Genomic DNA, 21,995 nt, shown 5'->3' on the forward strand with positions numbered 1-21,995 from the left:
CGGTACATCCGCCCAGTCGCCTACATATACTCCGGCATACAGTATATTAGCCTACTTCAGAAAAGGGAGTGTACCACTCATGAGTTATCAACAACCGCAAGGACCGTTCATCTCTTCACAGGGTTCGCAAGGCTTGCAAGGCATTCCGGGATTCCAGGGAATGTTCCCGCAGACGCAGGGGCAGGGGCCATTTGCCCCGCCTCCAGGACCTCCGGGATTCGGCCCCGGAGGCCCCGGCGGTCCGGGATTTGGACCCGGGCCAGGCGGGTTTCCCGGATTTCCGGGGCAGGGGCCTCAGGGGCCGCAAGGCCAACAGCCGCCCACCTCGCCCCCGCCGCAATTTGAGCCGCAGCAGGTCTCGACTTTTGCGGTAGATCCGGGTTCTATTAGGGGCTGTTTGTTCCGCAATACATTCGTGTGGCTGAATGACGGCAGCAGCTTCTGGTTCTATCCGACTTTCGTCGGACGCACTTCGGTCTCCGGTTTCCGGTGGATCGGATGGACCTGGGTATTCTTCGGAATTGATTTAAGACGAATCAGTTCGTTTACCTGCTTCTAGATACTGATTGGATCTAGAAGCAGACTGCTGAAGCTGGACCTATTCCGGCAGGCATCCGCATGCTTGATGCGGGTGTCTTTTTTTATGGAAGAATAAAGAGGAAATAAAGGCGGTAGAAGCGAACAAAGAACAAACGAAGACATGGATGGGATTTAAGGAAGAGGCTGAATTTAAATTAACTGTCTGAGTTTCGATGAGGGAACGGTTAGGAAGGTGCAGGATGAACACAATTTTGAAAGCCATCATACATAACGAGGATGCCAGTCCTTATCCGCTGTTTGTGGATTACTGCATGAAGAAAGAGAAAGGGCTCCGTAAGGACTCCTTTGTTTCGCTGCATTCTTTTATAAATGAAGTACAAAGCTGGGAGCATCAGGACCGGAAACAATTCCTCATCTGGTTCTTTGGGCTGTGTGAGCAAGCGGATGATGTGCACCAGGTCCTGGTCTATCCATTAGAAATCAATCTCGTTCAGCCCGTTCTGAAGGAATGGATGGCAGCTCAGAAGGAAGACGCGAGACCCTTCCGGTGGAGCGGCTTATTCCTGAATACCGGTAAGAATGCGCAGGATTTGCGCCAGGCGATTGCTATCGGCGGAGATGCCGAGCAGTTGGCCATAGAGCGGCTGATCCAACTGCTGCTGAATTCGATCTGGTACTCTTGTCATCATATCTCGGAGGATTTGTACTTGGGTCATATAGAAGAGGACATCGCGTTGCTGGACGAGCTGGACGTGTTGAACAGCCGGATTCAAGATGAAGCGCACCGGCAAAGAATTGGAGAGAAGATGAATTACTATCGGGAATTGCTGGCGGATTGGACAGCGTTCCGTGCCCGGCATACAGAGGGCTTTGCTGAGTGGTGCAAGGAGAATGGGAAGAAGTATGCATGGGTGCAGGCCTATTATTATGAACGTTAGGAAAGCATGGCAGACATTTCCATGCTTTTGGAAAAAGGGAGAGAGATGAGAATACGAATTATCGGCTCCTGCGGGAGCGGGAAATCGACTGCGGCACGCCAACTGGCTGCTATGTACGGGACTGACTATTATGAGACAGATAACCTCGTCTGGGATAGAAGTGAGGAGGGCTTACGATATCCTATAGAGGTAAGAGATCGTATGCCGAGGGATATTGTCCTGGTAAGTCATCAATCCGAATGCGGGAGGGGGCGGCATCTTGATCAGTAACAAATTAAAGAAATTATTATTTTCAATCTATTGGGATGATGGATGGCTGCGTTCACCCAAGTTGCTTAATGAAGAAGACGCGAGCCTGCTGCGAAAAGAAGGGTTATATGTTGATCAGTTAAGTATTTCTCATGACGATGTCATTCAAAGGATGAATACAATTGTATTACAATACTCCCCTGAATCGTTAGGGAATTATTTGCTAGCCAGCTTATCTGATCGGATATTGGAATATCGAGCTATACCAGACTGCTATAGCAATTTAAGACCTGTCATACCTCATAAATTTATGGGGTCAGGGTCTTGTCAACTGTGTGGAATATCCAAGGAATCTGAGCACGATATTACACAAAGCATCTTTACCATACATAAGTTTGGAGCAGGGGATACATTTTTTGCGTTTCCAAATGTTTTCATACTTGAAAAGTACATAGAATTGGAAGAGCCATTACCGAATAAGGAAGACATAGCAGTCATGAGAAAGATAGTGAAAGAAATAAACACGCTTCATCCCAATGATGGTGCCATTTCACTTGCTTTGAGACTGAAATCAATCATAAAATCAAATGATGAGGAAAGACATTTATTAATCGAACTGCTTGCAAAGATGGGAATAATAGAACCTTCAGGGGATCTATCAGAAAAATATAAAAAGGTTCCAACGAGATCTAATTGGTTTGGTCCGGCAAGTATATGGAAGGGAAGAGATTCAGTAAATCCTATTGCATTAAAGCATTATTTTCCGCATTACTATAAAGATTTATTCTAACTTGGTGATGACATGAGTGTACAACACGCCAAACATCATGCACCATGAATTTAAAATTGCACCAGAAAACATATAATTAAACGGTACGGCATGATCGGCGGAAAGAATGGATTGGGGCTTTTAAATCTGAAGGGAAGGCTAGTGAGGTACTTAAATGAGCGTACATCCGTTATACAAAAGTGAGAAAGGCAAGAAAAAAATTCATACTTTCTATGAATCGTATTTGGATTTGTTCCAGGCTGATTTCGACAGAGTGTATGTCCAGACGCGCTTCGGTAAGACCCATACTCTAGTGACAGGCCCCGCAGACGGACAGCCCGTCTTTATTCTTCAAGGTGGAAATTGCATTAATCCGATGACCTTATCCTGGTTCTCCGGATTACTGGGGGAGTATAGGATTTACGCACCGGATACGATCGGGCATCCCGGATTTAGTGCCGAAACGAGAATCTCGGCTAAGGATAACAGTTTCGCTCTGTGGATCTCTGATTTGATGGACCACTTCAATGTAGAGAAGAGCGCTTTTATCGGTCCCTCTTATGGCGGAGGGATTATCCTGAGAGTAGCCGCTTATATGCCGGAGAAAATTGCTTGCTCTGTACTGGTAGCACCCGCAGGGCTGAAGCTAGGTTCCAAGATGAAAATGATTCAGAAAATATTACTCCCGATGATCGGCTTCAAAATATTTTCTGCACCAAGTCAATTACAGAAAATCGCGGATGTCATGTCTTGTAACAGCATGAAGGAATTAGATAAAAGCATTATCGGGGAAATTTTCACCCATGTTAACTTAGAACAGGAGATGCCTAAATTAACCGGGAAGAGTGAGCTGTTGAATTATACTTCTCCAACGATGGTTATCGTGGGCAAAGAAGATATTTTCTTTCCGGCTGATAAGGTGATGGAGAGAGCCCAAGCGATCATTCCGAATTTGATAACGAATCTCACGTATGAGATGGGTCATTTTCCGTCGGAAAATCTTTTGAAGAAAATGAATCGGGAGATCAAGCAGTTTCTGGATGTGAATTATGGACAAGGGAGATGATTCTATGGATCTTTTAAACCGAATTGACTGTAATTTCATTCCTGTTGGTAATATTCTGGAATCGATAGACTGGTATGTTAACAAACTTGGTTGTAAATTTATGTGGCATGATGGAGGTTATGCAGCTCTTAATGTTACGGTCCATCATCCCAAGGAAGGTCAAGGGAACATCGTTCTCGGACAGGCTATGATCACCCTGGTTCAAGCCGATGAAGTGCGGCCGCTGTATTTTACATTCGATGGACGTAAGCATCCGATAATTAATTTTTTTACCCAAGACATTAGGTATACTCATCAAATCTTTAAAGACAATGGAATAGACGTAAGTGAAGTTAAGGAATACGGAAAATTAAAAAGCTTAGAGTTTGCAGATAATAATGGGCATCTTATGGGGGTTTGCAGTTTTTAGACACTCAATAAATAACGTCTATCCAGTAAACCGATCAGAGCATAATAGACATTGGACAATGAGAGCGGCGGGCTCTCTTTTTTATTTGGAATTATAGGGAAAATGTGTATAATTGCATGAAAGGTCGATGCATAGCGGATACGAATGATGCAGATGGAGTGGCGCTTATTCTAGAAAAAAGTCGTGAGCACTTCAACCGGACGATAATAAATATGAGGGGGAGTCGTGTATGAAAATAGAAACCCAAAGATTATGGCTCCGTGATTTTGGCAAGGAAGACTGGGAAGCTGTACATCAATATGCGTCTAATGCTGAAGTAGCCAAGTATATGATTTGGGGACCTAATAGCGAAGGGGAGACAAAGGCCTTCATCGATCAGCAGCTCGCCAAACAGCAGTCCACCGATCGTACGGATTATGAATTAGCGGTTGTTATGAAAGAAACGAATCAACTAATAGGCGGCTGCGGCCTGTATATCAATGAAACCAATGCTGAAATGGGCTATTGCTTCAATCCTGACTATTGGGGACATGGTTATGCTGCCGAAGCGTCTGAGGCTCTATTAAAGTTTGCATTTGAAACCCGTCATGTCCATAGGGTTTTTGCGACATGCCGTCCCGGGAATACAGCATCAGCCAATGTGCTAAGAAGAATCGGGATGACACAAGAAGGGCATCTCAGAGAACATATGTGGCACAAGGGGACGTTTCATGATTCCTATTTATTTTCAATACTTGGAGACGAGTATCAGTCTAAGAGCCGCGGAGGATAAATAAATGAAGCGAATAGGCCAGGGCAGGACAGCCGATATTGTCGAGTATAAGGAAGATCAGATCCTAAAACTATACAACAAAGAATTCTGTGAAGATGCGATTAGACAGGAATTCGAGATCAGCAGCGCCGCCTACTCCCTTGGTATACAGACTCCGCGACCATTTCAACTGACAGAGGCGGAAAATAGGCTGGGTATCATATTTGAACGCATCCCCGGATGTACGCTGCTTCACAATATGACCAAGATGCCTTGGCTTATGCCTAAGCATTCGAAAACTTTAGCCGCCCTACATGCTGAACTCCACACTCATGAGGCTCCAGGGGCGCTTAGAAAGCAGAAAAACCTTTTACGTCACTCTATTAAAAGTACGCTACTCCTGACAGAAAAAGAGAAGAATAAGATACTGGCCCACTTGGATGAACTGCCTGACGGGAACAAGCTGTGCCATGGTGACTTTCATCCCGACAACGTGATGATGAATCGGAGTCCCATCATAATCGATTGGATGAATGGAATGTCTGGCAACCCTGCTGGCGATGCGGCCAGAACTATGATTCTGATCACTTGCGGAACCATGCCCGAAGGCACTCCCTTCGTCCTTACGCTGCTTATTAATGCCCTGAGAAAATGGATGAAGACCGGATACCTGAAAGAATATTTAAGACTTACCGGACTAAATCGTGCAGATATAGACAAGTGGATACTGCCTGTAGCGGCGGCGAGATTGATGGAGGAGTCCCCCCAAGCTGAACAAGATAAGTTATTAGGTTTAATCTGGGGTCGGTTGAGGGGGATTTCATCTGCGTCTGATCTTGAGCAGGAACAACATGAATGATACACTCCATAAAATACTGCTGATAACTGTAGTTCTGAGCATCTTCCAAGCCCTTGTGGGAGAAAGTTTAATTTACGCCGCCTACTTTAACGATCAAGGGTTCTTGGATCAGACTAATAAAGTGATGGCCGCATTAATAATTTTCTATGTAATTCCGGTTGTTTTTTTATTTAAACTGAAGTTTTTGTATGTACTATTAGGTTTAATTGTCTTAACGCCTTTATTTTCTATCCTTTTTTTAATTCTTTGTGGCATGTTATTTCCAATCATGGATGAAAATCCAGGTCTGGGAATCCTTGTAATCCTTATATTATCCATCAATCTGGTGAGCGTCGGCATTGGTACGATAATCGGAGTTTTCATTCATGTGCTTCTTTATTACAAAAGAAAAATAATCGCATGATGTAAGAATGATTATAAATTAAAGGGAGCGCAGGTGACTCAGTTGAATTCCCTTAAAAACAAAAGGATTGCCCAAGTATCTTTTTATACGGGAATATGTATGGTCGTGCTTTTTATTGTGACGAACATAATTCTTAATAACCAGGAAAAAGACCAGGGTCGATTATATATCTACGATACCCCCAACATCAGTTGGCAAGAATACGGAATTAACAATACGAATATAGGTATCATTTCAACGAATACACCGGATCCAAGGTTTAGAGTAACCCGGTGACCTACTTTCATTTAAACATTAACGTTTGATTCGTTTAGAATCATCTCACGGAGAATAAGCCTAATGAAGCTGTAGTCTATTTGGTAGCACAGACTAATGTAAGATGGAGAAGTTAATTCGAACTAGGGGTTACGGGGATCTATCCTAACCGTTGACAAGGAGAACGATAAATGAATCCCATTATGATAGATTTTCCTGATCATTTTGTCACGGAACGGCTGCTGATCAGGCTGCCTATGCCCGGAGACGGTAAAGCGGTTTACGAAGCTGTTATAGCCTCACAGGATGAATTAAAGCTGTGGCTTCCTTTTGCCCAGCATGAGCAGACTGAAGAGGACAAAGAAGTAAATGTAAGAGAAGCCCATCTTAATTTTCTGAAGCGGGAAGATCTTCGATTTCTTATTTTCCTCAAAGATACCCATGAATTCGTCGGTTCCTCGGGTCTGCATAATCCGAATTGGTCCGTTCCAAAGTTTGAAATCGGCTATTGGCTGGATTCACGTTACACAGGACAAGGCTACATGTCTGAGGCGGTTAAAGGCATTACCGACTTTGCCTTTCGGGAATTGAAGGCGCACAGGCTAGAAATCCGCTGTGATTTGTTGAACATCAAGAGCCGGGCGATTCCAGAGCGCCTAGGGTTTGAGCTCGAAGGGATTTTGAAGAACGAGGACAGATCCGTAGACGGTACCCAGTTAAGAGATACTTGCATCTACGCCATGATTAGATAACCCGGGTGCATGACAAATTTTCCTGCTTAGAGAAACTGCTTCTAGCAGTTATCCTGACAGGTCTTTTTTATATACCGAACATAAATAAACATTTTTCTCAAATAAACTAATGTTAATAATTCTATGTTAAAGATGAATGTTCTAAAATAGTTTTAGTTTATAGCATCTAAACTGAATCTAACTAACTGAGGGAAGTGTGGCAATGGAAGTAAATCTGCCTGAAAGTAAGATGAATGAAAGACCGATGGGAGTAGCCGGACTCGGCGGATGGCTGGTGCTCGTTCAGATCGGACTGGTAGTCAGTATATTTGTCTACTTAGCGCAAATTGTAAACTATTTAGTACCCGTTCTAACTCCGGATATCTGGGATGCCTTAACTTCCCCTTCTTCCGAAGCGTATCATCCTTTATGGGGATTCATTATCGTTTTTGAATCTTTAGCTAATGTGCTGCTGTTGTTACTGTCTGTGTATATCCTTCTGAACTTTTACCGTAAAAAGAGAAGAGTACCCCGTTTAATGATTATGCTGTACAGCTTCAGCTTGGCTGCTGTCGTAATTGACAGTGTGCTTCTGAATCAGATTCCGATAATCATGGAAGTACAAGAGGATAACGGGATTAGAGATATTGTTAAAATGGCCGTCCTTTGCGCTATCTGGATACCTTATTTTATGAAGTCTGAGAGGGTTGCGAATACTTTTGTGAAGTAAGTTAGAAGGGGGAGCGCAGAATAAAATGAGCGAATTTAGTGCCAGTTATCACTTGAAGACTAACCATCGTGAAGCGGCAGTCCGATTAATTAAACAATCCGGCAGTGAAGGTTATGTGTATGAAGAGAGCAACGGGTGGATGACTTTCGTAATTGAGGGAGCGGCCTTCGACATCAAGGAATCGGTTATTTTTTATAATCCGGGTTTGAGTACACCTGCGACTGGACTGATGAGTTAATCATTGAGAAAAATCGTTATGACTTGGCACTAATGAAAGAATGGATCTATGAACAAGGGAACTCAGTTGAAGGACTGGAAGATTTATTTGAGGGCGCAGCTCAACATTCAGATAGGCCGCCCGCATACGCAGTCGCGCAGAAAATCGGGTTGATTCATTACCAGTGGCTTTCGGCGAATTACATAGACGCAGATAGATTGCAAGAAGACTGCATACTGGATACGTATATCCAGAGGAGACAAGGAACCGATCCTAGCTGATCGGGGCCTGACGAACTATTGCAAGCCTGAATTAAAGCAGCGAGCAGGGAGGCGTGATGTGGATGATCGTTTTTCAAAAGGAGGAACTAAGTGTCAGGAAGCTCGCACCGGAAGATGCACATTTGCTGGTAAAATGGCTGTCTGATCCAAGGGTGCTTGAGTACTACGAGGGTCGTGACCGGCCGCATGATCTGGATCTCGTGCAGAAACACTTCTATCCCAATAACGAGGACGTTACGCCATGCATCATTGAATATCAGTCTGTTCCGATTGGATATTTGCAATTTTACAGCATAGAAGAGGAAGAACGAAACGTGTATGGATACGGTGAGAATGAAGCGAACATCATGGGGATGGACCAATTCATCGGGGAAACGGAATACTGGAATAAAGGCATTGGTTCCCTCTTGGTCAGGGCAACGGTTCAATATCTTATCGAGCACTATGAGGCGGAGAAGATCATTATGGATCCTCAGACATGGAATGCTAGAGCACTTAGGGTGTATGAAAAGAATGGCTTCACCAAGAAAAAGCTGCTGGAGAAACATGAATATCATGAAGGCGAGTGGAGAGACTGCTGGCTCATTGAATTTCAAGGCATGGGCAATTGATCGCCGGAAACCTTGAAAGCGTGTTAATCTGTTCAATGAAGCTCGGATTAAATGAAGGAGAGATTACATGTTCAAAGCGTTTATTTTTGATATGGATGGAGTCATTATAGATAGCGAACCGCTGCATTTCAGAGTAGATGAACAGGTTATTACAAGTTTCGGAGTTGCCATCGCCAAGGAGCAGCTCGAAGAATTCGTCGGAATGACGAATCCGGCCATGTGGGCTCTACTAAAAGAGCGGTACGGTATGAGCCAGACTATCGAAGAAATGATAGCGATTCAATTGGAAATGAAACTGGCGTACCTTCTACATTCGGATGAACAACCTATAGCAGGAATACGGGAGCTCATCGCGGATCTGCACAGCAAGGGGATGAAGATAGGACTGGCCTCCTCCTCTCCGCGCAGCTTTATCGAAGCCGTCTTATCCAAGTTTAATTTAACTTCTTATTTTGATTGTATGATCAGCGGGGAGGAAGTGGAGCACGGGAAGCCGGCCCCGGATATTTATATCAAGGCGGCAGAAATGCTGGGTATAGATGCCCGTGAATGCGTCGTGCTTGAAGACTCGAAGCATGGACTGACAGCAGCACACGCGGCGGGAATGACCTGTATCGGATTCAGGAATTTGAACTCGGGCAATCAAGATTTAAGCCAGGCGGATCACATTGTGAATGCCATCAGTGAAATTGATTACTCCTTAATAAACCGTTTATAAGGGAACAGCGGCAATTATACTCCTGAATGGCGAATGAACGGCATACAAATATCGGTTCAGCAGGTGACAGACGGGCGCCGGCATAGTATAAAGGATATATATGGTAAATTAGGAGAGACTTCAATGGGGGCAGCTTGAGCTCTCCATTCTTTCCTCACGGAGGAGCTTGAATAAAATGAATCGGAGCAGCAGGAAAGAGACTTATCAGGTAATTCTTCTGCTGTCGGCGACTTTATTGTGCCTGGGATTAGCAGCTTATCTGCGGTTTGTGACCAACACGAATGTGTATAACTACCTGGCCTGGGACTTCTTCCTGGCTTGGGTCCCGGTCATTCTCTCGGGGATGATAAAGTTCATGAATAGACGGCTTGCCGCCGCTTTCAGCAGCAAGCTGGCCACGGGAGTTGTCTTCATCGCCTGGGTGTTCTTTCTGCCGAACTCCGCCTATCTGTTCACAGAAATTCTGCACACTTTCCGATACTTTGATCCCCAGCCACCGTCTATCAAATTTTGGTTTGATCCCGTTTTCTGGTACAGCCTCTCCGTTACCTTCACTGCGGCCGTAACCGGGCTACTGCTCTCAGCTTTGTCACTCTATCAAGTTCACGGTCTGATCGTCAGATTTGTAGCCCGGGTTTACAGTGGAGCAGCGATCGTTTGTATTGTGCTGTTAAGCAGTATAGGCGTCTATATAGGTCGGTTTATACGCTGGAATAGCTGGGATGTGCTGAATAAGCCGTTAGCTATTATGAAGGATCTACTAGCCGAATCTACACGGACAGACAGCCTCATGCCGGAGTTTGTGCTTCTGATGTTCGGAATTCAATTGTTTAGCTATGTGTTCTACTGCGTACTGAGGACGGGGGAGTCCGCAAGCGCATAAACCATGAGATGATTCGGAAAGATGTCTCCTCCGCCACACCAATCTTAATGTACAGGAGCCAGGAAAATGAATGAATTAAAGCCGATTCTCAGCCGCTTAATTCCCGTTCATGACGGCATACTCAGATCAGGTGAAGATATTGTGGAGCATATTGCAATCCGTCTTTATGACAGCGATTGCAGGAAGCTGGGTCATTATTTTAATGAAATCCCTCTAGTATTAAAAGATATTGTGCTGGTGATTGACATGGATACGGAGATGAATATGAACGGTATCTTAGGGTTCTTGGAGAACTCAACGGGTCTTTATTTGAACGAGACGATTGAAGCCTTGGATAGAATGGAAGCGTTCCGTGATGCCAACTGCCTGAGGAATATCCGGGCGATTTTGCTGGCATACGGAATTCACCTCCACCATGCGGGAAGAGCGGGTACGAACCCACGGGCTTTATATGAAGTATCGAGCCGGGACAAGCACCAAGGAACACTGCTTAAAGATGCAGTCGGAGCTATCGAGGCCGAAGCCAGCCGGATGTACCTGTACAGTGAGCACGAGAATTTATTTGATCATGTGTTCCTCTATGCGGAGAAGAATAAGTCAGTTCTTTATGAAGAGGTAGATAGAATTATGCTGGCAGCCGATTTAACATAAGTGTATTCTCGTTCATCCTGTTCGGATTAAGCGGTGACAGGTTGTTCAGATTCCACCGTATTAAGCAGTTAACTGGATAAGGAGTCCCAATGGAGCCTATACAATTGGAGAAAGTTCAGGAAAGGCTGGATCTGGAAGAGCTTAATGAGCTTGTTACAGGGAGTGTCCGGGAGGGCTTCCGGCATCTGACCCGGCTAGTGGAAGATTATCATGCAGGCTCGAATAGATTCGATCAGACCGGTGAAGCGCTCTTTCTATGCCGTGTGGAGGACAAGATAGTCGGCATTTGTGGTCTGAACCGGGACCCTTATTATGGTGAGGGGGTTGGCAGAGTTAGAAGGCTTTATGTACATAGAGCCTATAGAAGACATGGTATTGGGCATACGCTCACCAAAGAGGTTCTGAACGAAGCAGCCAAGCATTACAATCGGCTGGTCCTGTGGACGGATAATCCTGCAGCAGCTGCCTTTTATGTGTTGTTAGGCTTTACGGAGAAGACAGGCGGGAAATTCATGACACATTTCCTGGATTTGAACACATTTAAATCTATGCAGTGAACAACTAGGAGGGGGTTCATATTCCTTTTCCGGAAGCTCACTTTGCTGCTTTCCTGCTATCTGGACTGGATGCGTGAGGTCCTACTCAAGCGGATTCGTCCATCTGACTTCCCTATGTGACTAGAGCCTCGGTTCCGCTGAATCGGGCTTTTTTCTGTTCCCTGTTCAATCGATAGATAGATTGGAATTCGATAATTGCCGAACCGTGTAGATGAAAGGAATTAAGTTTTGAACGAAATGGCATTGGATAGTATAATTATGGAAATGTATCAAAGTGTTTTCCAGAATTGTTGAGGCATTCATGGTCAGCGGGCAACTGTTAGTCCAGAATCGAGGAAACGGGGTGCGGCTTTACATTACGAACACTAACTAATCAATCATTGGAGGTATCGAATTTTGTAAGATTGCGAAGGAGTCATACATGAGAAACATTAACAAGCCGCTTTTAATCGGACTGATTGTATCTTTATTTTTCAATATGTGTCAAGTAACGAAGTATTTGGATCATAAGGAACACGTAGAGGAGATGGAGTACAAATATTCAGCGGCGATGGGAAGAATAGCCGTGGGGTTAAGAGAGGTTACGGCAGAGGATTCCGGGGGATACATATTTGCGATGGAACAAGCCGCTAAAGCAGCTGCACTCGTGGAATTCACCCCGTATCCGAGAAGTTATTCGAAGGGAATTTATGATTCTTTAAAAAACCTTTATTTGAATCATACGAAATTCAAGGATGGAGATGAATTGTTCCGTCTTTTGGAGAAACTCTCCAATAACCCTCATGACGAGGGAAGCTACTTCCGAATTCAAAATATATTAATGAACAGTTTGTAAGGAATAAAGGCGGTGCATATGCCCCGCCTGCTTATCCCGAGCTTCTGTTCTAGTTAATATTAGCCGGATTCAAATAGAAGTAATGTTTGAGGCGGTGCTTGCCATCCGGATAGGCTTGTGAGCCCGATTCGAAGCTAATGTACAGATTTGAACCATAGAAGGCAATTCCTTCCGCCATCGGAGGGATGGTCAGGTCTTTGATTTTAGTTCCATTCGTCCCCTTATTATGAATAAGAAGCATACTGCTGTTGTTCCTGCCGCAGGACTGGCTGTAAATAACCTGGTCGCTGGTCATGGCCATTCCCTGAATGCGGTCAGGCGTTTTCCATGTATAGGTCGGTGTTGTGGAGATTCCTTCGGTGCTGTTCAGCTTATAGCCATAGACGGTCCCTTGAGAGCCCTTCGAACACTGAGTCGCTCCTTCTACATATTCACCCACCCATAAAACCCCGTCATAAAAGGTCGCATAGGAGGCTTTATGGCTCAAATCGTATTTCTGCATCGGGAGTTTGGCGTAATCGCTGGAGCCGGATATCGTGGTCAGCGGAATCCGGTATACATCGGTTCCCGATGCGACCCACAGATAACTGCCGCTGATCGCGAGCCCGCCTACATGACCCGTATGTTTAGTGCCATCCTCATGATACAAATAATAAGTCCGGACCCTTGTGTCCGCTGAATCTTTCTCTGTAATCATCAGGCTGCTGGCATCTGCATTAATGCTGGAATAATAAGAAGAGATAATCCACTTTTTGCTGGACCAGATCGCCATTCCCTGAGGAACCCATTTCTTCTCGCTGATAAGACCGGGAGTAAGGGGGCCCTGTGTAGCTACGCTGTAAAAACCAGGATATTCGGATTGATCAGCCGCATATACAGCCGCCGGAATGACAGCTGCCGCCGTGCTGAATAACAGGGTGGTGCTTAACAGTACGGCTGCGGAAAGCTTCTTTATTTTTCTCAATATATAACATCTCCCTTCTTCTTCATTTCATATTAAAGCGTTTTCATAAAAAAATAAATAGAAAATCACAAAAATAATATTTAGATTTTGTTAATAGGGTGATAAAAAGGTGTTAGTTTACATTTATTAAATAATTGATCTTATGCGGCTCTCCTAAAAAAGATAAACCACAATAAAATCAACATAAAAGGACAGCAGAACGCTGCCCTTTTACTCTTTTAAATTTTGCTTGGGTTCAAATAGAAGTAATTTTTGAGCCGGTGCTTGCCGTTTGGATAAGCTTGCGAGCCGGATTCAAAACTTACATACAGATTGGAGCCGTAGAAAGCAATTCCTTCCGCCATCGGTGGCAGGGTCAGGTCTTTGACCTTGGCTCCATCATAGCCTCTCTTATGAATGAGCAGTTTACTGCTGTTATTGCGACCGCAGGATTGACTGTAAATTACCTGGTCTTTGGTCAAAGCCATTCCCTGAACCCGGTCAGGGGTTTTCCATTTATAGGTCGGTGTTGTGGAAATTCCTTCGGTGCTGCTTAACTTATAGCCGTAAACCGTACCTTTGGAGCCTTTCGAACACTGGGTAGATCCTTCCGTATACTCTCCGACCCACAGAACGCCGTCACGGAAAGTGGCATAGGACGCTTTATGTTTTAAATCGTATTTTTTCATCTTCAGTTTGGCATAGTCTTTGGACCCGGAGATCGTAGAAAGCGGAATCCGGTACACATCGGTCCCTGAAGCGACCCACAAATATTTGCCGCTGATTGCAAGGCCTCCTACATGACCCATGTGTTTGCTGCCGTCCTCATTGTACAAATAATAAGTCCGTACACGTTTGTCCTTCGAATCCTTCTCCGTAATCATCAGACTGCTGGCATCGGCTTTGGAACTTGAATAATAAGAAGAAATAATCCACTTTTTGCTGGACCAGATGGCCATGCCCTGAGGCACCCATTTCTTGTCACTGACCAGCCCGGGAGTAACCGGTCCCTGTTTGGCTACATTGTAGAATTTGGGATAGTCCGATTTGTCTGCCGCATAGGCTGCCGTTGGTGTAAGGATCGCGGCTGCGCTGCTAAATAGCAAGGTTGTACTCAAGAGAGCAGCTGCTGAATTTTTCTTCCACTTTTTAATCACTAAATCCTCTCCCTTCACACCTATTTAAGGTTTTTAGCTAAAAACTAAACAAAAAAAATCTGGAATAGACCGTTAATTATATATACTAATGTAATAAAAATAACTAATTTACGAATTTATAGCGATATATCAATGACAAGTTCACCTTTAGTCAAATGCAAGACTGATAGACCATATATATCCAAATACAATGCAATCATGGTAAGATGTGAAGAAAATCGACGCTGAGAGGTTCGAGTGAAAGGCGTTATTTTGAAAAAAGTTCCAATCATAGCTTATAATAAAGAAGATCAATAGATTTATTGCGGGCTTAGTATTGCGTGCCGGTCTTGCGACAGTGAATGGAGTTTGTTGAGTGCAAGTACGGAAGAAAAGCTGTGTTTGTAAATGGGGTACTTCATATACATAAAGAGGGAATAACGATGTTAATTAAAGACGATAAAGACAGCCTGGAAAATCTTAAATTGTTTGTGGAAGATTGGGCAGGTCCCGTACTCCCGGAGTATGGACTTCAAGAGGAGGAAGTACCCTCGTATTTCCCCAAACCGCTCAGAGACCTTTATCTTTTTGCGGGCAATTGGCCGGCGAATTCCCGCAGCAGCCGGAAGAAAAGTCCCGCCAACGGGGAGCCGGCTATTTTTCAAATTCAGGATACCCTGATGAGCGTGGAGAATACGATCCGGTCGCAGGGCCGTATTTCATTTATTACGGAGAATCAAGGGAATTGGACTTGTGAAGTAGAAGAAGGGAACGATGATTCGCCGGTCTACTGTAATGCGGCTGCGCTCTGGGACGATACGGTAAAGGGGCATGAAAGGGTGTGCAATTCGCTGCAGCATTTCCTGGTCACCTTCTGTTTGCAGGAGCTGATGTTCAGCAGCAGGTTTGTAGGCGCTATTCAGGCCGATCTGAAACAGGAGCTTTTCCGGGAACAATTGGAGCCGATTTGGCTGGACGGGTATTATGTCTTCAAAGAACCGACCCACTCTTTTTATTTGTGTGCGAATAAACTTCTCATTATGGATTATGCCGGCTTGTGGTATGCGTCTAACGATGAAAGTGCGTTGTCCCTGATCGCTAACCGTGGCTTGGTTCATTCGCTGTAATCTTTGTGGGTCAGCAGGGCGACATTCTTAACCCCCGTTAAGTTAGATCGTCTTTTTGGCATACCGCTGCCTATCTGGTCCATGATCTGTTTGGCGTCAACAAGCGGGCTGAGAATTTTGCAAAGGCGGAGTTACATAGATGAACCACCATGTTAGCAGTAGAAGAAGGTCGTGGATCGTAATGGGATGTGCCTGTATATTCGTGGCTGCTGCGGCTGCAACCGGCTATCTGCTCAGCACGGATAAGAAAAACGATTATCTGAGCGGGCTTATGTTTCTGATGTTAACCTCCGGATTTCTGACGGCTGGCAATGCCGCTGTGCTGGTTGTTCGCAGGAGGAGAAGGCATGACTAAAGTGCATCTGCATACAGAGTAAATATATACATACGGAGGCGTATCTTTTGCATAGTTTGAAGAAAGCGGGTCTGGTGCAAAGGTTTGCAGCTATGCTGCTGGATTCTGTGTTGTTAGCTATTTTTCCCGTTTTACTCTTGCTATTCACCACGCAATTTACGGAGGGCAGCCTGGCTTGGACCATCGGGTCATTTGCGGTTTTTCTAATTCTTACGATGGTGCTGGCGGCACTCAAAGACAGTATAGGGGGAAGAAGTCCCGGCAAACGTATTCTAGGCCTGGTTGTAAGAGACGATCAGTTCAACGTTCCGGCGCGCCAAAAGCTGATTCTCCGCAATACCCGGTCCTTTTTTTGGCCCCGTGATCTGGCTGCGCTTGTATGGGGTCCCGTTCGCAAGAAAAAAGGAGATATTGCCGCAGGCACGGATGTGTATCTGATAAGGCCCAAACAGAAGATGTTCCTGACTTTCCTGCTTCTGGCCGGATCGGCCGTTACGTTTTTTGTTGTTGTATTTTTCGGAGTCGTTCTATTAATGAAAAGCAGTTCTTCTTATCAAGAATCCGTCCGCTACATCAAAAACGATCCGGGAATTCGACAATGGGTTGGAGAAGAGATGAAACTGGGGTTTTTGCCGACAGGAAGTTCTCATTCCGTGAACGGATATGGAGAAGCGGAATACAGGATTACGGTGAGCGGCACCAAAAGGAAGGCGACCCTGATCATAACGCTGACCAAAGAGCCGAACCAGAGTTGGCAGGTCAGTTACGTCAGGCAGGAGCAGCTACAGGAGCAGCTATAGGAGGGGTTTACTTTGATTAATCCGAATAATATTTATCGCATTGCAGATGTATCCGGCTTTACACCTCAAATCGGCCGCCTCCTCTCGATGACGAACTATGCCAGACATACTACGATTCAGGCCGTGGAAGGACTTGGCCCTCAGGAACTGGACTCTTCAAAAAAGAATCCCGGAATTGAGGATTAAATGATCATTTGGATCAATGGCGCCTTCGGTTCCGGTAAAACACAAACCGCTTTTGAATTACATAGAAGAATTCCGCATTCCTATGTGTATGACCCGGAGAATGCAGGCTATTTTATACGGGACAATGTACCTGAGGAAGTTAGTGAAAGCGATTTTCAGGATTATCCCATTTGGCGTGAAATGAACTATACGATGCTGAGCTATTTAAATAATCATTACGATGGCATCCTTATTGTACCTATGACGATACCGAATGCCCAATATTTCAGCGAGATTGTAGGCAGGCTGCGGCAGGACGGTATTGAAGTTCATCATTTTACATTGCGGGCTTCCAAAGAGGTCTTGCTCAAAAGATTGAGAAGCCGCGGAGAAGGAAAACGTTCCTGGGCCGCACAACAAATTGACCGGTGTATTGCAGGGTTCTCTAATGAAGTTTTCCGGCAGTATATCGAGACGGATAAGATGACGGTGGAGGATCAGGCTGTTTTGATCGCTTCACAGCTCCATATACCATTAACTCCTGATACGAGGGGAAAGACAAGGAAGCTGTACGACCGGATTCGGACGCAGCTGAGGCATATACGCTTCTAAAAAGACGTTCTTGCGACACCTTAATAGGGTTCAATTTTCGGAGTATACAGCCGATATTGGAAGAAGCGGGTTTGTCGAAAGGCGCCTGGTCAGCATACCAAGCCGGCAACCAAAGTGGTTAGTTTGGTGGAAACCAGTCTTATATGGGTAAGTCATACTAAGACCAAATCAGCTTTAGAGTAAAAGCTGTACAGAATTGATTTCTATGCATGATGCGAGGATGGAAGTAACTAACGTCTTATTGACGAATTTACAGGAGATGACATGAATAGAATTTTAATGATCAGTGATATCCATGGCTGCTTGGAACCATTCAATGATTTGCTGAAAAAAGTTGAATATGACCCGTCAGAGGATCACTTGATTCTGTTGGGAGATTATGTGGACCGGGGTCCTCAAAGTAAAGAGACCGTAGAGCGGGTCATGGAACTTGTTCAAAATCATGGCGCGGTAGCTCTTAGAGGCAATCATGACCAGCGGCTGGTTGATTTAGTCCGCGGGGATAGCTTTGAAGTGCAGGCCAAGTTCCTGGAGCATGGCGGGAAGCAGACGATTCACAGCTACTTCGATTTAGCCGGTGATCTGGTCGATGAGGAAGTGATAGGCGAAGCGAAGATGTATATCAATTACTGGTATTCGAGCCAGATAGAATTCCTCGGCAATCTTCCTCTCTACCACGAAGATGAGCATCATATTTATGTCCATGCCGGGTTGAATCCGGTCTTTAATAATTATAGAGATCAGCCTGAACGTGACTTTATGTATATCAAAAAAGACTTTTTTCAATACGAAACGGTTGTGGACAAGCCCGTTATATTCGGTCATACGAGAACTGCGGAGCTTCATAATAGTGCGGACATCTGGTTTGGCGGGGATAAAATCGGAATTGACGGCGGCTGTGCCTACGGGATGCAGCTCAACTGTCTGATTTATGAGGATGGAGTTTACCGGGCGGAACGGGTTTCCAATGTGCCGGTCAGAAAGAGGGGATAGAAGCCGCGATGGGAACCAGTTTTGCAGGAATGAATTGGAAAGAATTCTGGGATGAATCGGACTATTTTACAAGCCCGGACCCCGTTACTGGCGATAGAATTAGAGAAACGGAACACCTTCTCGGCTATAAGCTTCCACAGTCTTATCTGGAACTCATTCAATCCCGCAATGGCGGCAGTCCGGTGAACAGCTGTTTTCCGACAGACACGCCAACTTCCTGGGCAGAGGATCACGTAGCAGTTAGTGGGATATGCGGCATAGGCGGAACATGGGGGATTGATTCGGAGGACTTTGGCAGCCGGTTCATGATCGAAGAATGGGGATATCCAGACATAGGGATTGTGGTGTGTGAGTGTCCATCGGCAGGGCACGACGCTATCATGCTGGATTACAGTGAATGCGGGCGGGAAGGCGAGCCGCGGGTGATTCATGTGGATGTAGAAACAGACGGCGAGCCCAGAAGGACCTTTCTTGCTGAAGATTTTGAATCGTTTATCAGGGGACTCGTGAATGAAGAGGAATATGATGATTCGGAAGAAACACTTCAGGCAGATTTGGAGAAGACGGCGGGCGCTAAGTTTTCCGGAATTCTTGAAGAACTGAGCAAGCGTACGGCACTTCATCCGGACATGGAGTTTGCAATCAGGCATATTTGTACGAAACTGGTGCGCAGTAAGGGCTACTTTGCTTTGCATGCAGATGACCTTTCCTATTTGATGTATGATATTCAGTTCGCCATGTATACCGAACTGTATGCAGTAAACAGTAAGCAGCAGTATTTGGGGGCTTATCCTGATATCTTAACGTTCGGAGCTCCTTTTAGCACGGGAGGATATGCCGAAGGCTTTGTTGCAGAATGGTATGAGAAGCGGCTGGAACAGGGTCATATAGATGCTGGCGATGGACAATTGGCTTTTACGCCTGAGTACCGCCAAACGTTGAGTCAGCGGCTGACGGCCGAATTTTAGCAAAGCCTCTGGGGACGCCCGGGAGGCTTTGTTTTTTGAAAATATAAACGGTAATCCGATTTTGGTATAAACGAGAATGAGATTTTGTGTTCGGAAAAGATAGGAGGAGTTATGAGAAGAGCTGTTCTTTTCGGATCTGGCGTTGTCATTTTGATCTCCGTACTATTTATTTTTATAACTTCTTCCTCGTATAAGATTAGTCGAGATCCCCGGGAAATTGAAACGGCTATTGAATTTTGGAACAGCAGGGGAGCAGAAGCAACAGCAGATTACACCCTTAAGAAATCCAAAGATGTGGATAATACCAAGCTTGTTTATCTTTTTGTCGGTGATACGGATTATCAAGCTGAAGCTATTTTAACTAAAGGTTGGAATGGTAAATATAAAATCGAATCTACCGGTCAAGGCTCTAATTTGTTTCGCTATAAAACGATGAAGACCGATAAAGGCAGTTATGTATGGATCATGGGAAAAAATTACGATTTGAAAATAGATAGGATAAAAGCGTTTTTTAAGAGTGAAACTTGTGAGATGCGTATACCAAAGGAAGAATTCTTTATTGAAGTTTGCCGTCTTAAGAAAACCGATGTAGGAGTTTACGGCTATCCTTATAAAATTGAAGTGCTGGATGATCAGGGAAGTGATATTTTACAGGATTTATAAGTTAACTATCGTGAACTAGAATAGGAGAAATAGTATGAATGCTGTCTATGCCCGCCTTATCTTACCTATCCCGACTGGAAATTTAAAAGAAGAAATTTACCAGTTTTTACTGCACAATCACCCTGCCGCAGCGGAGCACTGCATGGAAGTAGGGGAGGAAGCTGGACGAATCGCCAACCGGTACGGGGCTGATGTCGAAGCAGCCCAAGCTGCGGGTTATCTGCACGACATCAGTGCGGTCTTTCCGAATTCGGAGCGAATCCGTGTGGCAGTCGAGCTGGGAATCGAGGTGCTGCCCGAAGAAGAAGTATTTCCTATGATCATTCATCAGAAAATTTCCAAAGCGATGGCGAGAGACTTATTTCACATCCAGGATGAAGAAATTTTGGATGCGGTAGGCTGCCATACGACACTGCGTGAGCAAGCGACTTCGCTGGATAAGGTGCTGTTCGTTGCGGACAAGATCCGATGGGATCAATCGGGAACTCCTCCCTATCTGGATCAAGTCAAGGCCAAGCTGGAACATTCGCTTGATGCCGCAGCATTTGAATATATCCGTTATCTTTGGCAGCGCAGAGAATCGCTGAAGGTCCTCCATCCATGGCTGGAACAAGCGTACTACGACCTTAAACAAGGAATACAGGGGGCGGTATAATGTTTACTAACAAAATTAATGACCATCTGGAGCTGAGATTGCTTGAGCCTAGATATGCCGAAGAATTATTTCGCCTCATAGACCATAACCGCGGGTATTTAAAAGAATGGCTCCCTTGGGTGGATGGGACCATGAAGGTAGAAGATTCACAGGCTTTCATCAGCGCATCTCTTCAGACTTTTGCGAATAACGGGGCCATGCAGCTAGGAATTTTCTATCAAAATAAGCTGGCAGGCTGTATAGGCCTGCACGGTATAGATAGGACCAATAAAAGCACTTCAATTGGCTACTGGCTTGGAGCCGAATTTCAAGGGCATGGGATCATGACGGACTCGTGCAGAGCCCTAGTGAACTTTGTCTTTGCCGAGTACGGGCTTAACCGGATCGAGATCCGGGCTTCGGAATTCAATGCCAAAAGCAGGGCGATCCCCGAGCGGCTTCATTTTGTGCAAGAAGGATGCGTAAGGCAGTCGGAATGGCTGTACGACCGCTACGTTGACCATATTATTTATGGCCTGTTACAAGAAGAATGGGCACAAACTCTAACCGCCGAGGAAGGGTCAGATGAATCTTTTTCATTTTAGCAGCGAGCCGGATATAAAGGTCTTCGTGCCCCGAGTGAAAGCGAACAGAACGGACATGCCCCCGGTTGTATGGGCAATTGATCAGGAACACGCGTTTACTTTTTATTTCCCGCGTAATTGCCCGCGGATCGTCTATACCAGGTCCGGCGGAATAAACAGGGAAGACGAGGCCAGGTTCTTCGGATTAAGCTGTGCGGATAAGATCATTACCGTAGAAACTCAGTGGTACAAAGCGATTAAAGAATCGACGATTTACAGGTACACGCTGCCGTCCGCAAGCTTTCAGCTCTTCGATAAGACGGCCGGCTACTACATTTCGGAGCAGACGGTAACGCCCGTCGTGATGAAGCCGATGCGAGATTTGATCGGCAAGCTGGCCGATCTGAACATTGAAATCAGGCTGACGCCTAACCTGCATCCGCTGAAGGAAGCGATTCTAAATTCCACTCTTGATGATTTTGGGATACATCGCTTCCATCTGGCCAAACCGTTTGAACAGGGAAGACCAATAGCTGATAACAAGGGAAATGTTTAGAAGCAG

General features: G+C 45.2%; 31 protein-coding genes. 29 read left to right on the top strand and 2 right to left on the bottom strand.

Features of this window, described 5'->3' with window-relative positions:
* Positions 1-79: 79 nt before the first annotated feature.
* The 18 genes from AR333_RS05420 (at position 80) to AR333_RS05510 (ending at position 12,453) form a co-directional block, all read left to right on the top strand.
* Positions 80-559, top strand: a complete 480-nt coding sequence (locus tag AR333_RS05420) for a transporter (protein WP_068774265.1) — start codon at positions 80-82, stop codon at positions 557-559.
* Positions 560-779: 220 nt separating this feature from the next.
* Positions 780-1,478, top strand: coding sequence for a hypothetical protein (locus tag AR333_RS05425; protein WP_068774266.1), 699 nt, complete (start codon positions 780-782; stop codon positions 1,476-1,478).
* A 45-nt stretch (positions 1,479-1,523) separates the two neighbouring features.
* Positions 1,524-1,748 (top strand): hypothetical protein, encoded by a 225-nt coding sequence (locus tag AR333_RS05430; RefSeq protein WP_156430837.1) that lies wholly within the window; start codon positions 1,524-1,526, stop codon positions 1,746-1,748.
* Positions 1,738-2,517, top strand: coding sequence for a hypothetical protein (locus AR333_RS05435; RefSeq protein WP_068774268.1), 780 nt, complete (start codon positions 1,738-1,740; stop codon positions 2,515-2,517). The genes AR333_RS05430 and AR333_RS05435 overlap by 11 nt, the downstream gene beginning before the upstream one ends.
* A 154-nt stretch (positions 2,518-2,671) precedes the next feature.
* Entirely contained in the window at positions 2,672-3,562 is an 891-nt protein-coding gene (locus tag AR333_RS05440) for an alpha/beta fold hydrolase (RefSeq protein WP_068774269.1), read from the top strand.
* Between the two features lie 4 nt (positions 3,563-3,566).
* On the top strand, positions 3,567-3,971 hold the full coding sequence (locus AR333_RS05445; RefSeq protein ID WP_068774270.1) for a VOC family protein: 405 nt from the start codon (positions 3,567-3,569) through the stop codon (positions 3,969-3,971).
* Positions 3,972-4,200: 229 nt separating this feature from the next.
* Positions 4,201-4,743: a GNAT family N-acetyltransferase gene (locus tag AR333_RS05450; protein ID WP_068774271.1), complete on the top strand. Its 543-nt coding sequence runs from the start codon at positions 4,201-4,203 to the stop codon at positions 4,741-4,743.
* Between the two features lie 4 nt (positions 4,744-4,747).
* Positions 4,748-5,581, top strand: coding sequence for a phosphotransferase family protein (locus AR333_RS05455; RefSeq protein WP_068774272.1), 834 nt, complete (start codon positions 4,748-4,750; stop codon positions 5,579-5,581).
* Positions 5,574-5,984: a hypothetical protein gene (locus AR333_RS05460; protein ID WP_068774273.1), complete on the top strand. Its 411-nt coding sequence runs from the start codon at positions 5,574-5,576 to the stop codon at positions 5,982-5,984. The genes AR333_RS05455 and AR333_RS05460 overlap by 8 nt, the downstream gene beginning before the upstream one ends.
* A gap of 446 nt (positions 5,985-6,430) precedes the next feature.
* The gene (locus AR333_RS05465) at positions 6,431-6,991 is read left to right on the top strand and encodes a GNAT family N-acetyltransferase (RefSeq protein WP_068774274.1); all 561 of its coding nucleotides are present in this window, start codon (positions 6,431-6,433) and stop codon (positions 6,989-6,991) included.
* A gap of 202 nt (positions 6,992-7,193) precedes the next feature.
* Positions 7,194-7,700: a DUF2569 domain-containing protein gene (locus AR333_RS05470; protein WP_068774275.1), complete on the top strand. Its 507-nt coding sequence runs from the start codon at positions 7,194-7,196 to the stop codon at positions 7,698-7,700.
* A 25-nt stretch (positions 7,701-7,725) separates the two neighbouring features.
* Complete coding sequence (locus AR333_RS25150; RefSeq protein ID WP_068774276.1) at positions 7,726-7,938, top strand: hypothetical protein; 213 nt, start codon at positions 7,726-7,728, stop codon at positions 7,936-7,938.
* Between the two features lie 322 nt (positions 7,939-8,260).
* Positions 8,261-8,809: a GNAT family N-acetyltransferase gene (locus AR333_RS05485; protein WP_068774278.1), complete on the top strand. Its 549-nt coding sequence runs from the start codon at positions 8,261-8,263 to the stop codon at positions 8,807-8,809.
* Positions 8,810-8,876: 67 nt separating this feature from the next.
* Positions 8,877-9,527 (top strand): HAD family phosphatase, encoded by a 651-nt coding sequence (locus AR333_RS05490; protein ID WP_068774279.1) that lies wholly within the window; start codon positions 8,877-8,879, stop codon positions 9,525-9,527.
* A gap of 175 nt (positions 9,528-9,702) precedes the next feature.
* Positions 9,703-10,410: a DUF1361 domain-containing protein gene (locus AR333_RS05495; RefSeq protein WP_068774280.1), complete on the top strand. Its 708-nt coding sequence runs from the start codon at positions 9,703-9,705 to the stop codon at positions 10,408-10,410.
* 66 nt (positions 10,411-10,476) lie between these two features.
* Positions 10,477-11,061, top strand: coding sequence for a hypothetical protein (locus AR333_RS05500; RefSeq protein ID WP_068774281.1), 585 nt, complete (start codon positions 10,477-10,479; stop codon positions 11,059-11,061).
* An 89-nt stretch (positions 11,062-11,150) separates the two neighbouring features.
* Positions 11,151-11,618 carry a GNAT family N-acetyltransferase gene (locus AR333_RS05505; protein ID WP_068774282.1) on the top strand — a complete coding sequence of 156 codons (468 nt, stop codon included), beginning with the start codon at positions 11,151-11,153 and terminating at the stop codon, positions 11,616-11,618.
* Between the two features lie 421 nt (positions 11,619-12,039).
* Complete coding sequence (locus AR333_RS05510; RefSeq protein WP_068774283.1) at positions 12,040-12,453, top strand: hypothetical protein; 414 nt, start codon at positions 12,040-12,042, stop codon at positions 12,451-12,453.
* A gap of 49 nt (positions 12,454-12,502) precedes the next feature.
* Here the strand turns inward: AR333_RS05510 and AR333_RS05515 are convergent, their stop codons facing one another.
* Positions 12,503-13,417, bottom strand: coding sequence for a hypothetical protein (locus AR333_RS05515; RefSeq protein WP_253735728.1), 915 nt, complete (start codon positions 13,415-13,417; stop codon positions 12,503-12,505).
* Positions 13,418-13,635: 218 nt separating this feature from the next.
* Positions 13,636-14,553 (bottom strand): hypothetical protein, encoded by a 918-nt coding sequence (locus AR333_RS05520; RefSeq protein WP_068774285.1) that lies wholly within the window; start codon positions 14,551-14,553, stop codon positions 13,636-13,638.
* Between the two features lie 422 nt (positions 14,554-14,975).
* On the opposite strand from AR333_RS05520, the gene AR333_RS05525 reads away from it, so the two are divergent.
* The 11 genes from AR333_RS05525 (at position 14,976) to AR333_RS05565 (ending at position 21,989) form a co-directional block, all read left to right on the top strand.
* Complete coding sequence (locus tag AR333_RS05525; RefSeq protein ID WP_068774286.1) at positions 14,976-15,659, top strand: hypothetical protein; 684 nt, start codon at positions 14,976-14,978, stop codon at positions 15,657-15,659.
* 139 nt (positions 15,660-15,798) lie between these two features.
* Positions 15,799-16,014 carry a hypothetical protein gene (locus tag AR333_RS24560; protein ID WP_156430838.1) on the top strand — a complete coding sequence of 72 codons (216 nt, stop codon included), beginning with the start codon at positions 15,799-15,801 and terminating at the stop codon, positions 16,012-16,014.
* Between the two features lie 47 nt (positions 16,015-16,061).
* A complete protein-coding gene (locus tag AR333_RS05530) occupies positions 16,062-16,814 on the top strand; it encodes a cytochrome c oxidase assembly factor Coa1 family protein (protein ID WP_068774287.1) in 753 nt (250 codons plus the stop codon).
* A 12-nt stretch (positions 16,815-16,826) separates the two neighbouring features.
* Positions 16,827-17,000, top strand: a complete 174-nt coding sequence (locus AR333_RS24565) for a hypothetical protein (protein WP_156430839.1) — start codon at positions 16,827-16,829, stop codon at positions 16,998-17,000.
* Positions 17,001-17,591 carry an AAA family ATPase gene (locus AR333_RS05535; RefSeq protein WP_068774288.1) on the top strand — a complete coding sequence of 197 codons (591 nt, stop codon included), beginning with the start codon at positions 17,001-17,003 and terminating at the stop codon, positions 17,589-17,591.
* A gap of 264 nt (positions 17,592-17,855) precedes the next feature.
* Entirely contained in the window at positions 17,856-18,584 is a 729-nt protein-coding gene (locus tag AR333_RS05540; RefSeq protein WP_068774289.1) for a metallophosphoesterase family protein, read from the top strand.
* Between the two features lie 8 nt (positions 18,585-18,592).
* Positions 18,593-19,552 carry an SMI1/KNR4 family protein gene (locus AR333_RS05545; RefSeq protein WP_068774290.1) on the top strand — a complete coding sequence of 320 codons (960 nt, stop codon included), beginning with the start codon at positions 18,593-18,595 and terminating at the stop codon, positions 19,550-19,552.
* Positions 19,553-19,663: 111 nt separating this feature from the next.
* Positions 19,664-20,215, top strand: a complete 552-nt coding sequence (locus AR333_RS05550) for a hypothetical protein (protein WP_068774291.1) — start codon at positions 19,664-19,666, stop codon at positions 20,213-20,215.
* 34 nt (positions 20,216-20,249) lie between these two features.
* On the top strand, positions 20,250-20,870 hold the full coding sequence (yqeK, locus tag AR333_RS05555; RefSeq protein WP_068774292.1) for a bis(5'-nucleosyl)-tetraphosphatase (symmetrical) YqeK: 621 nt from the start codon (positions 20,250-20,252) through the stop codon (positions 20,868-20,870).
* Positions 20,870-21,454, top strand: a complete 585-nt coding sequence (locus tag AR333_RS05560) for a GNAT family N-acetyltransferase (RefSeq protein ID WP_068774293.1) — start codon at positions 20,870-20,872, stop codon at positions 21,452-21,454. The genes yqeK and AR333_RS05560 overlap by 1 nt, the downstream gene beginning before the upstream one ends.
* Positions 21,435-21,989 (top strand): DUF6886 family protein, encoded by a 555-nt coding sequence (locus AR333_RS05565; RefSeq protein ID WP_068774294.1) that lies wholly within the window; start codon positions 21,435-21,437, stop codon positions 21,987-21,989. The genes AR333_RS05560 and AR333_RS05565 overlap by 20 nt, the downstream gene beginning before the upstream one ends.
* Positions 21,990-21,995: the final 6 nt, after the last annotated feature.

Origin of the sequence: Paenibacillus sp. FJAT-26967 (assembly GCF_001541095.1) — a bacterium.
Lineage (GTDB): Bacteria > Bacillota > Bacilli > Paenibacillales > NBRC-103111 > Paenibacillus_F.

Bases quoted from the DNA above. Each gene is read 5' to 3' on its own strand.
- AR333_RS05550 (WP_068774291.1), top strand. From the start codon at position 19,664: ATGAGAAGAGCTGTTCTTTTCGGATCTGGCGTTGTCATTTTGATCTCC.
- AR333_RS05420 (WP_068774265.1), top strand. From the start codon at position 80: ATGAGTTATCAACAACCGCAAGGACCGTTCATCTCTTCACAGGGTTCG.
- yqeK (WP_068774292.1), top strand. From the start codon at position 20,250: ATGAATGCTGTCTATGCCCGCCTTATCTTACCTATCCCGACTGGAAAT.
- AR333_RS05450 (WP_068774271.1), top strand. From the start codon at position 4,201: ATGAAAATAGAAACCCAAAGATTATGGCTCCGTGATTTTGGCAAGGAA.
- AR333_RS05485 (WP_068774278.1), top strand. From the start codon at position 8,261: ATGATCGTTTTTCAAAAGGAGGAACTAAGTGTCAGGAAGCTCGCACCG.
- AR333_RS05495 (WP_068774280.1), top strand. From the start codon at position 9,703: ATGAATCGGAGCAGCAGGAAAGAGACTTATCAGGTAATTCTTCTGCTG.
- AR333_RS05460 (WP_068774273.1), top strand. From the start codon at position 5,574: ATGAATGATACACTCCATAAAATACTGCTGATAACTGTAGTTCTGAGC.
- AR333_RS05560 (WP_068774293.1), top strand. From the start codon at position 20,870: ATGTTTACTAACAAAATTAATGACCATCTGGAGCTGAGATTGCTTGAG.
- AR333_RS05545 (WP_068774290.1), top strand. From the start codon at position 18,593: ATGGGAACCAGTTTTGCAGGAATGAATTGGAAAGAATTCTGGGATGAA.
- AR333_RS05470 (WP_068774275.1), top strand. From the start codon at position 7,194: ATGGAAGTAAATCTGCCTGAAAGTAAGATGAATGAAAGACCGATGGGA.
- AR333_RS25150 (WP_068774276.1), top strand. From the start codon at position 7,726: ATGAGCGAATTTAGTGCCAGTTATCACTTGAAGACTAACCATCGTGAA.
- AR333_RS05455 (WP_068774272.1), top strand. From the start codon at position 4,748: ATGAAGCGAATAGGCCAGGGCAGGACAGCCGATATTGTCGAGTATAAG.
- AR333_RS05535 (WP_068774288.1), top strand. From the start codon at position 17,001: ATGATCATTTGGATCAATGGCGCCTTCGGTTCCGGTAAAACACAAACC.
- AR333_RS05445 (WP_068774270.1), top strand. From the start codon at position 3,567: ATGGATCTTTTAAACCGAATTGACTGTAATTTCATTCCTGTTGGTAAT.
- AR333_RS05540 (WP_068774289.1), top strand. From the start codon at position 17,856: ATGAATAGAATTTTAATGATCAGTGATATCCATGGCTGCTTGGAACCA.
- AR333_RS05430 (WP_156430837.1), top strand. From the start codon at position 1,524: ATGAGAATACGAATTATCGGCTCCTGCGGGAGCGGGAAATCGACTGCG.
- AR333_RS05505 (WP_068774282.1), top strand. From the start codon at position 11,151: ATGGAGCCTATACAATTGGAGAAAGTTCAGGAAAGGCTGGATCTGGAA.
- AR333_RS05490 (WP_068774279.1), top strand. From the start codon at position 8,877: ATGTTCAAAGCGTTTATTTTTGATATGGATGGAGTCATTATAGATAGC.
- AR333_RS05500 (WP_068774281.1), top strand. From the start codon at position 10,477: ATGAATGAATTAAAGCCGATTCTCAGCCGCTTAATTCCCGTTCATGAC.
- AR333_RS05510 (WP_068774283.1), top strand. From the start codon at position 12,040: ATGAGAAACATTAACAAGCCGCTTTTAATCGGACTGATTGTATCTTTA.
- AR333_RS05465 (WP_068774274.1), top strand. From the start codon at position 6,431: ATGAATCCCATTATGATAGATTTTCCTGATCATTTTGTCACGGAACGG.
- AR333_RS05565 (WP_068774294.1), top strand. From the start codon at position 21,435: ATGAATCTTTTTCATTTTAGCAGCGAGCCGGATATAAAGGTCTTCGTG.
- AR333_RS05525 (WP_068774286.1), top strand. From the start codon at position 14,976: ATGTTAATTAAAGACGATAAAGACAGCCTGGAAAATCTTAAATTGTTT.
- AR333_RS24560 (WP_156430838.1), top strand. From the start codon at position 15,799: ATGAACCACCATGTTAGCAGTAGAAGAAGGTCGTGGATCGTAATGGGA.
- AR333_RS05440 (WP_068774269.1), top strand. From the start codon at position 2,672: ATGAGCGTACATCCGTTATACAAAAGTGAGAAAGGCAAGAAAAAAATT.
- AR333_RS05425 (WP_068774266.1), top strand. From the start codon at position 780: ATGAACACAATTTTGAAAGCCATCATACATAACGAGGATGCCAGTCCT.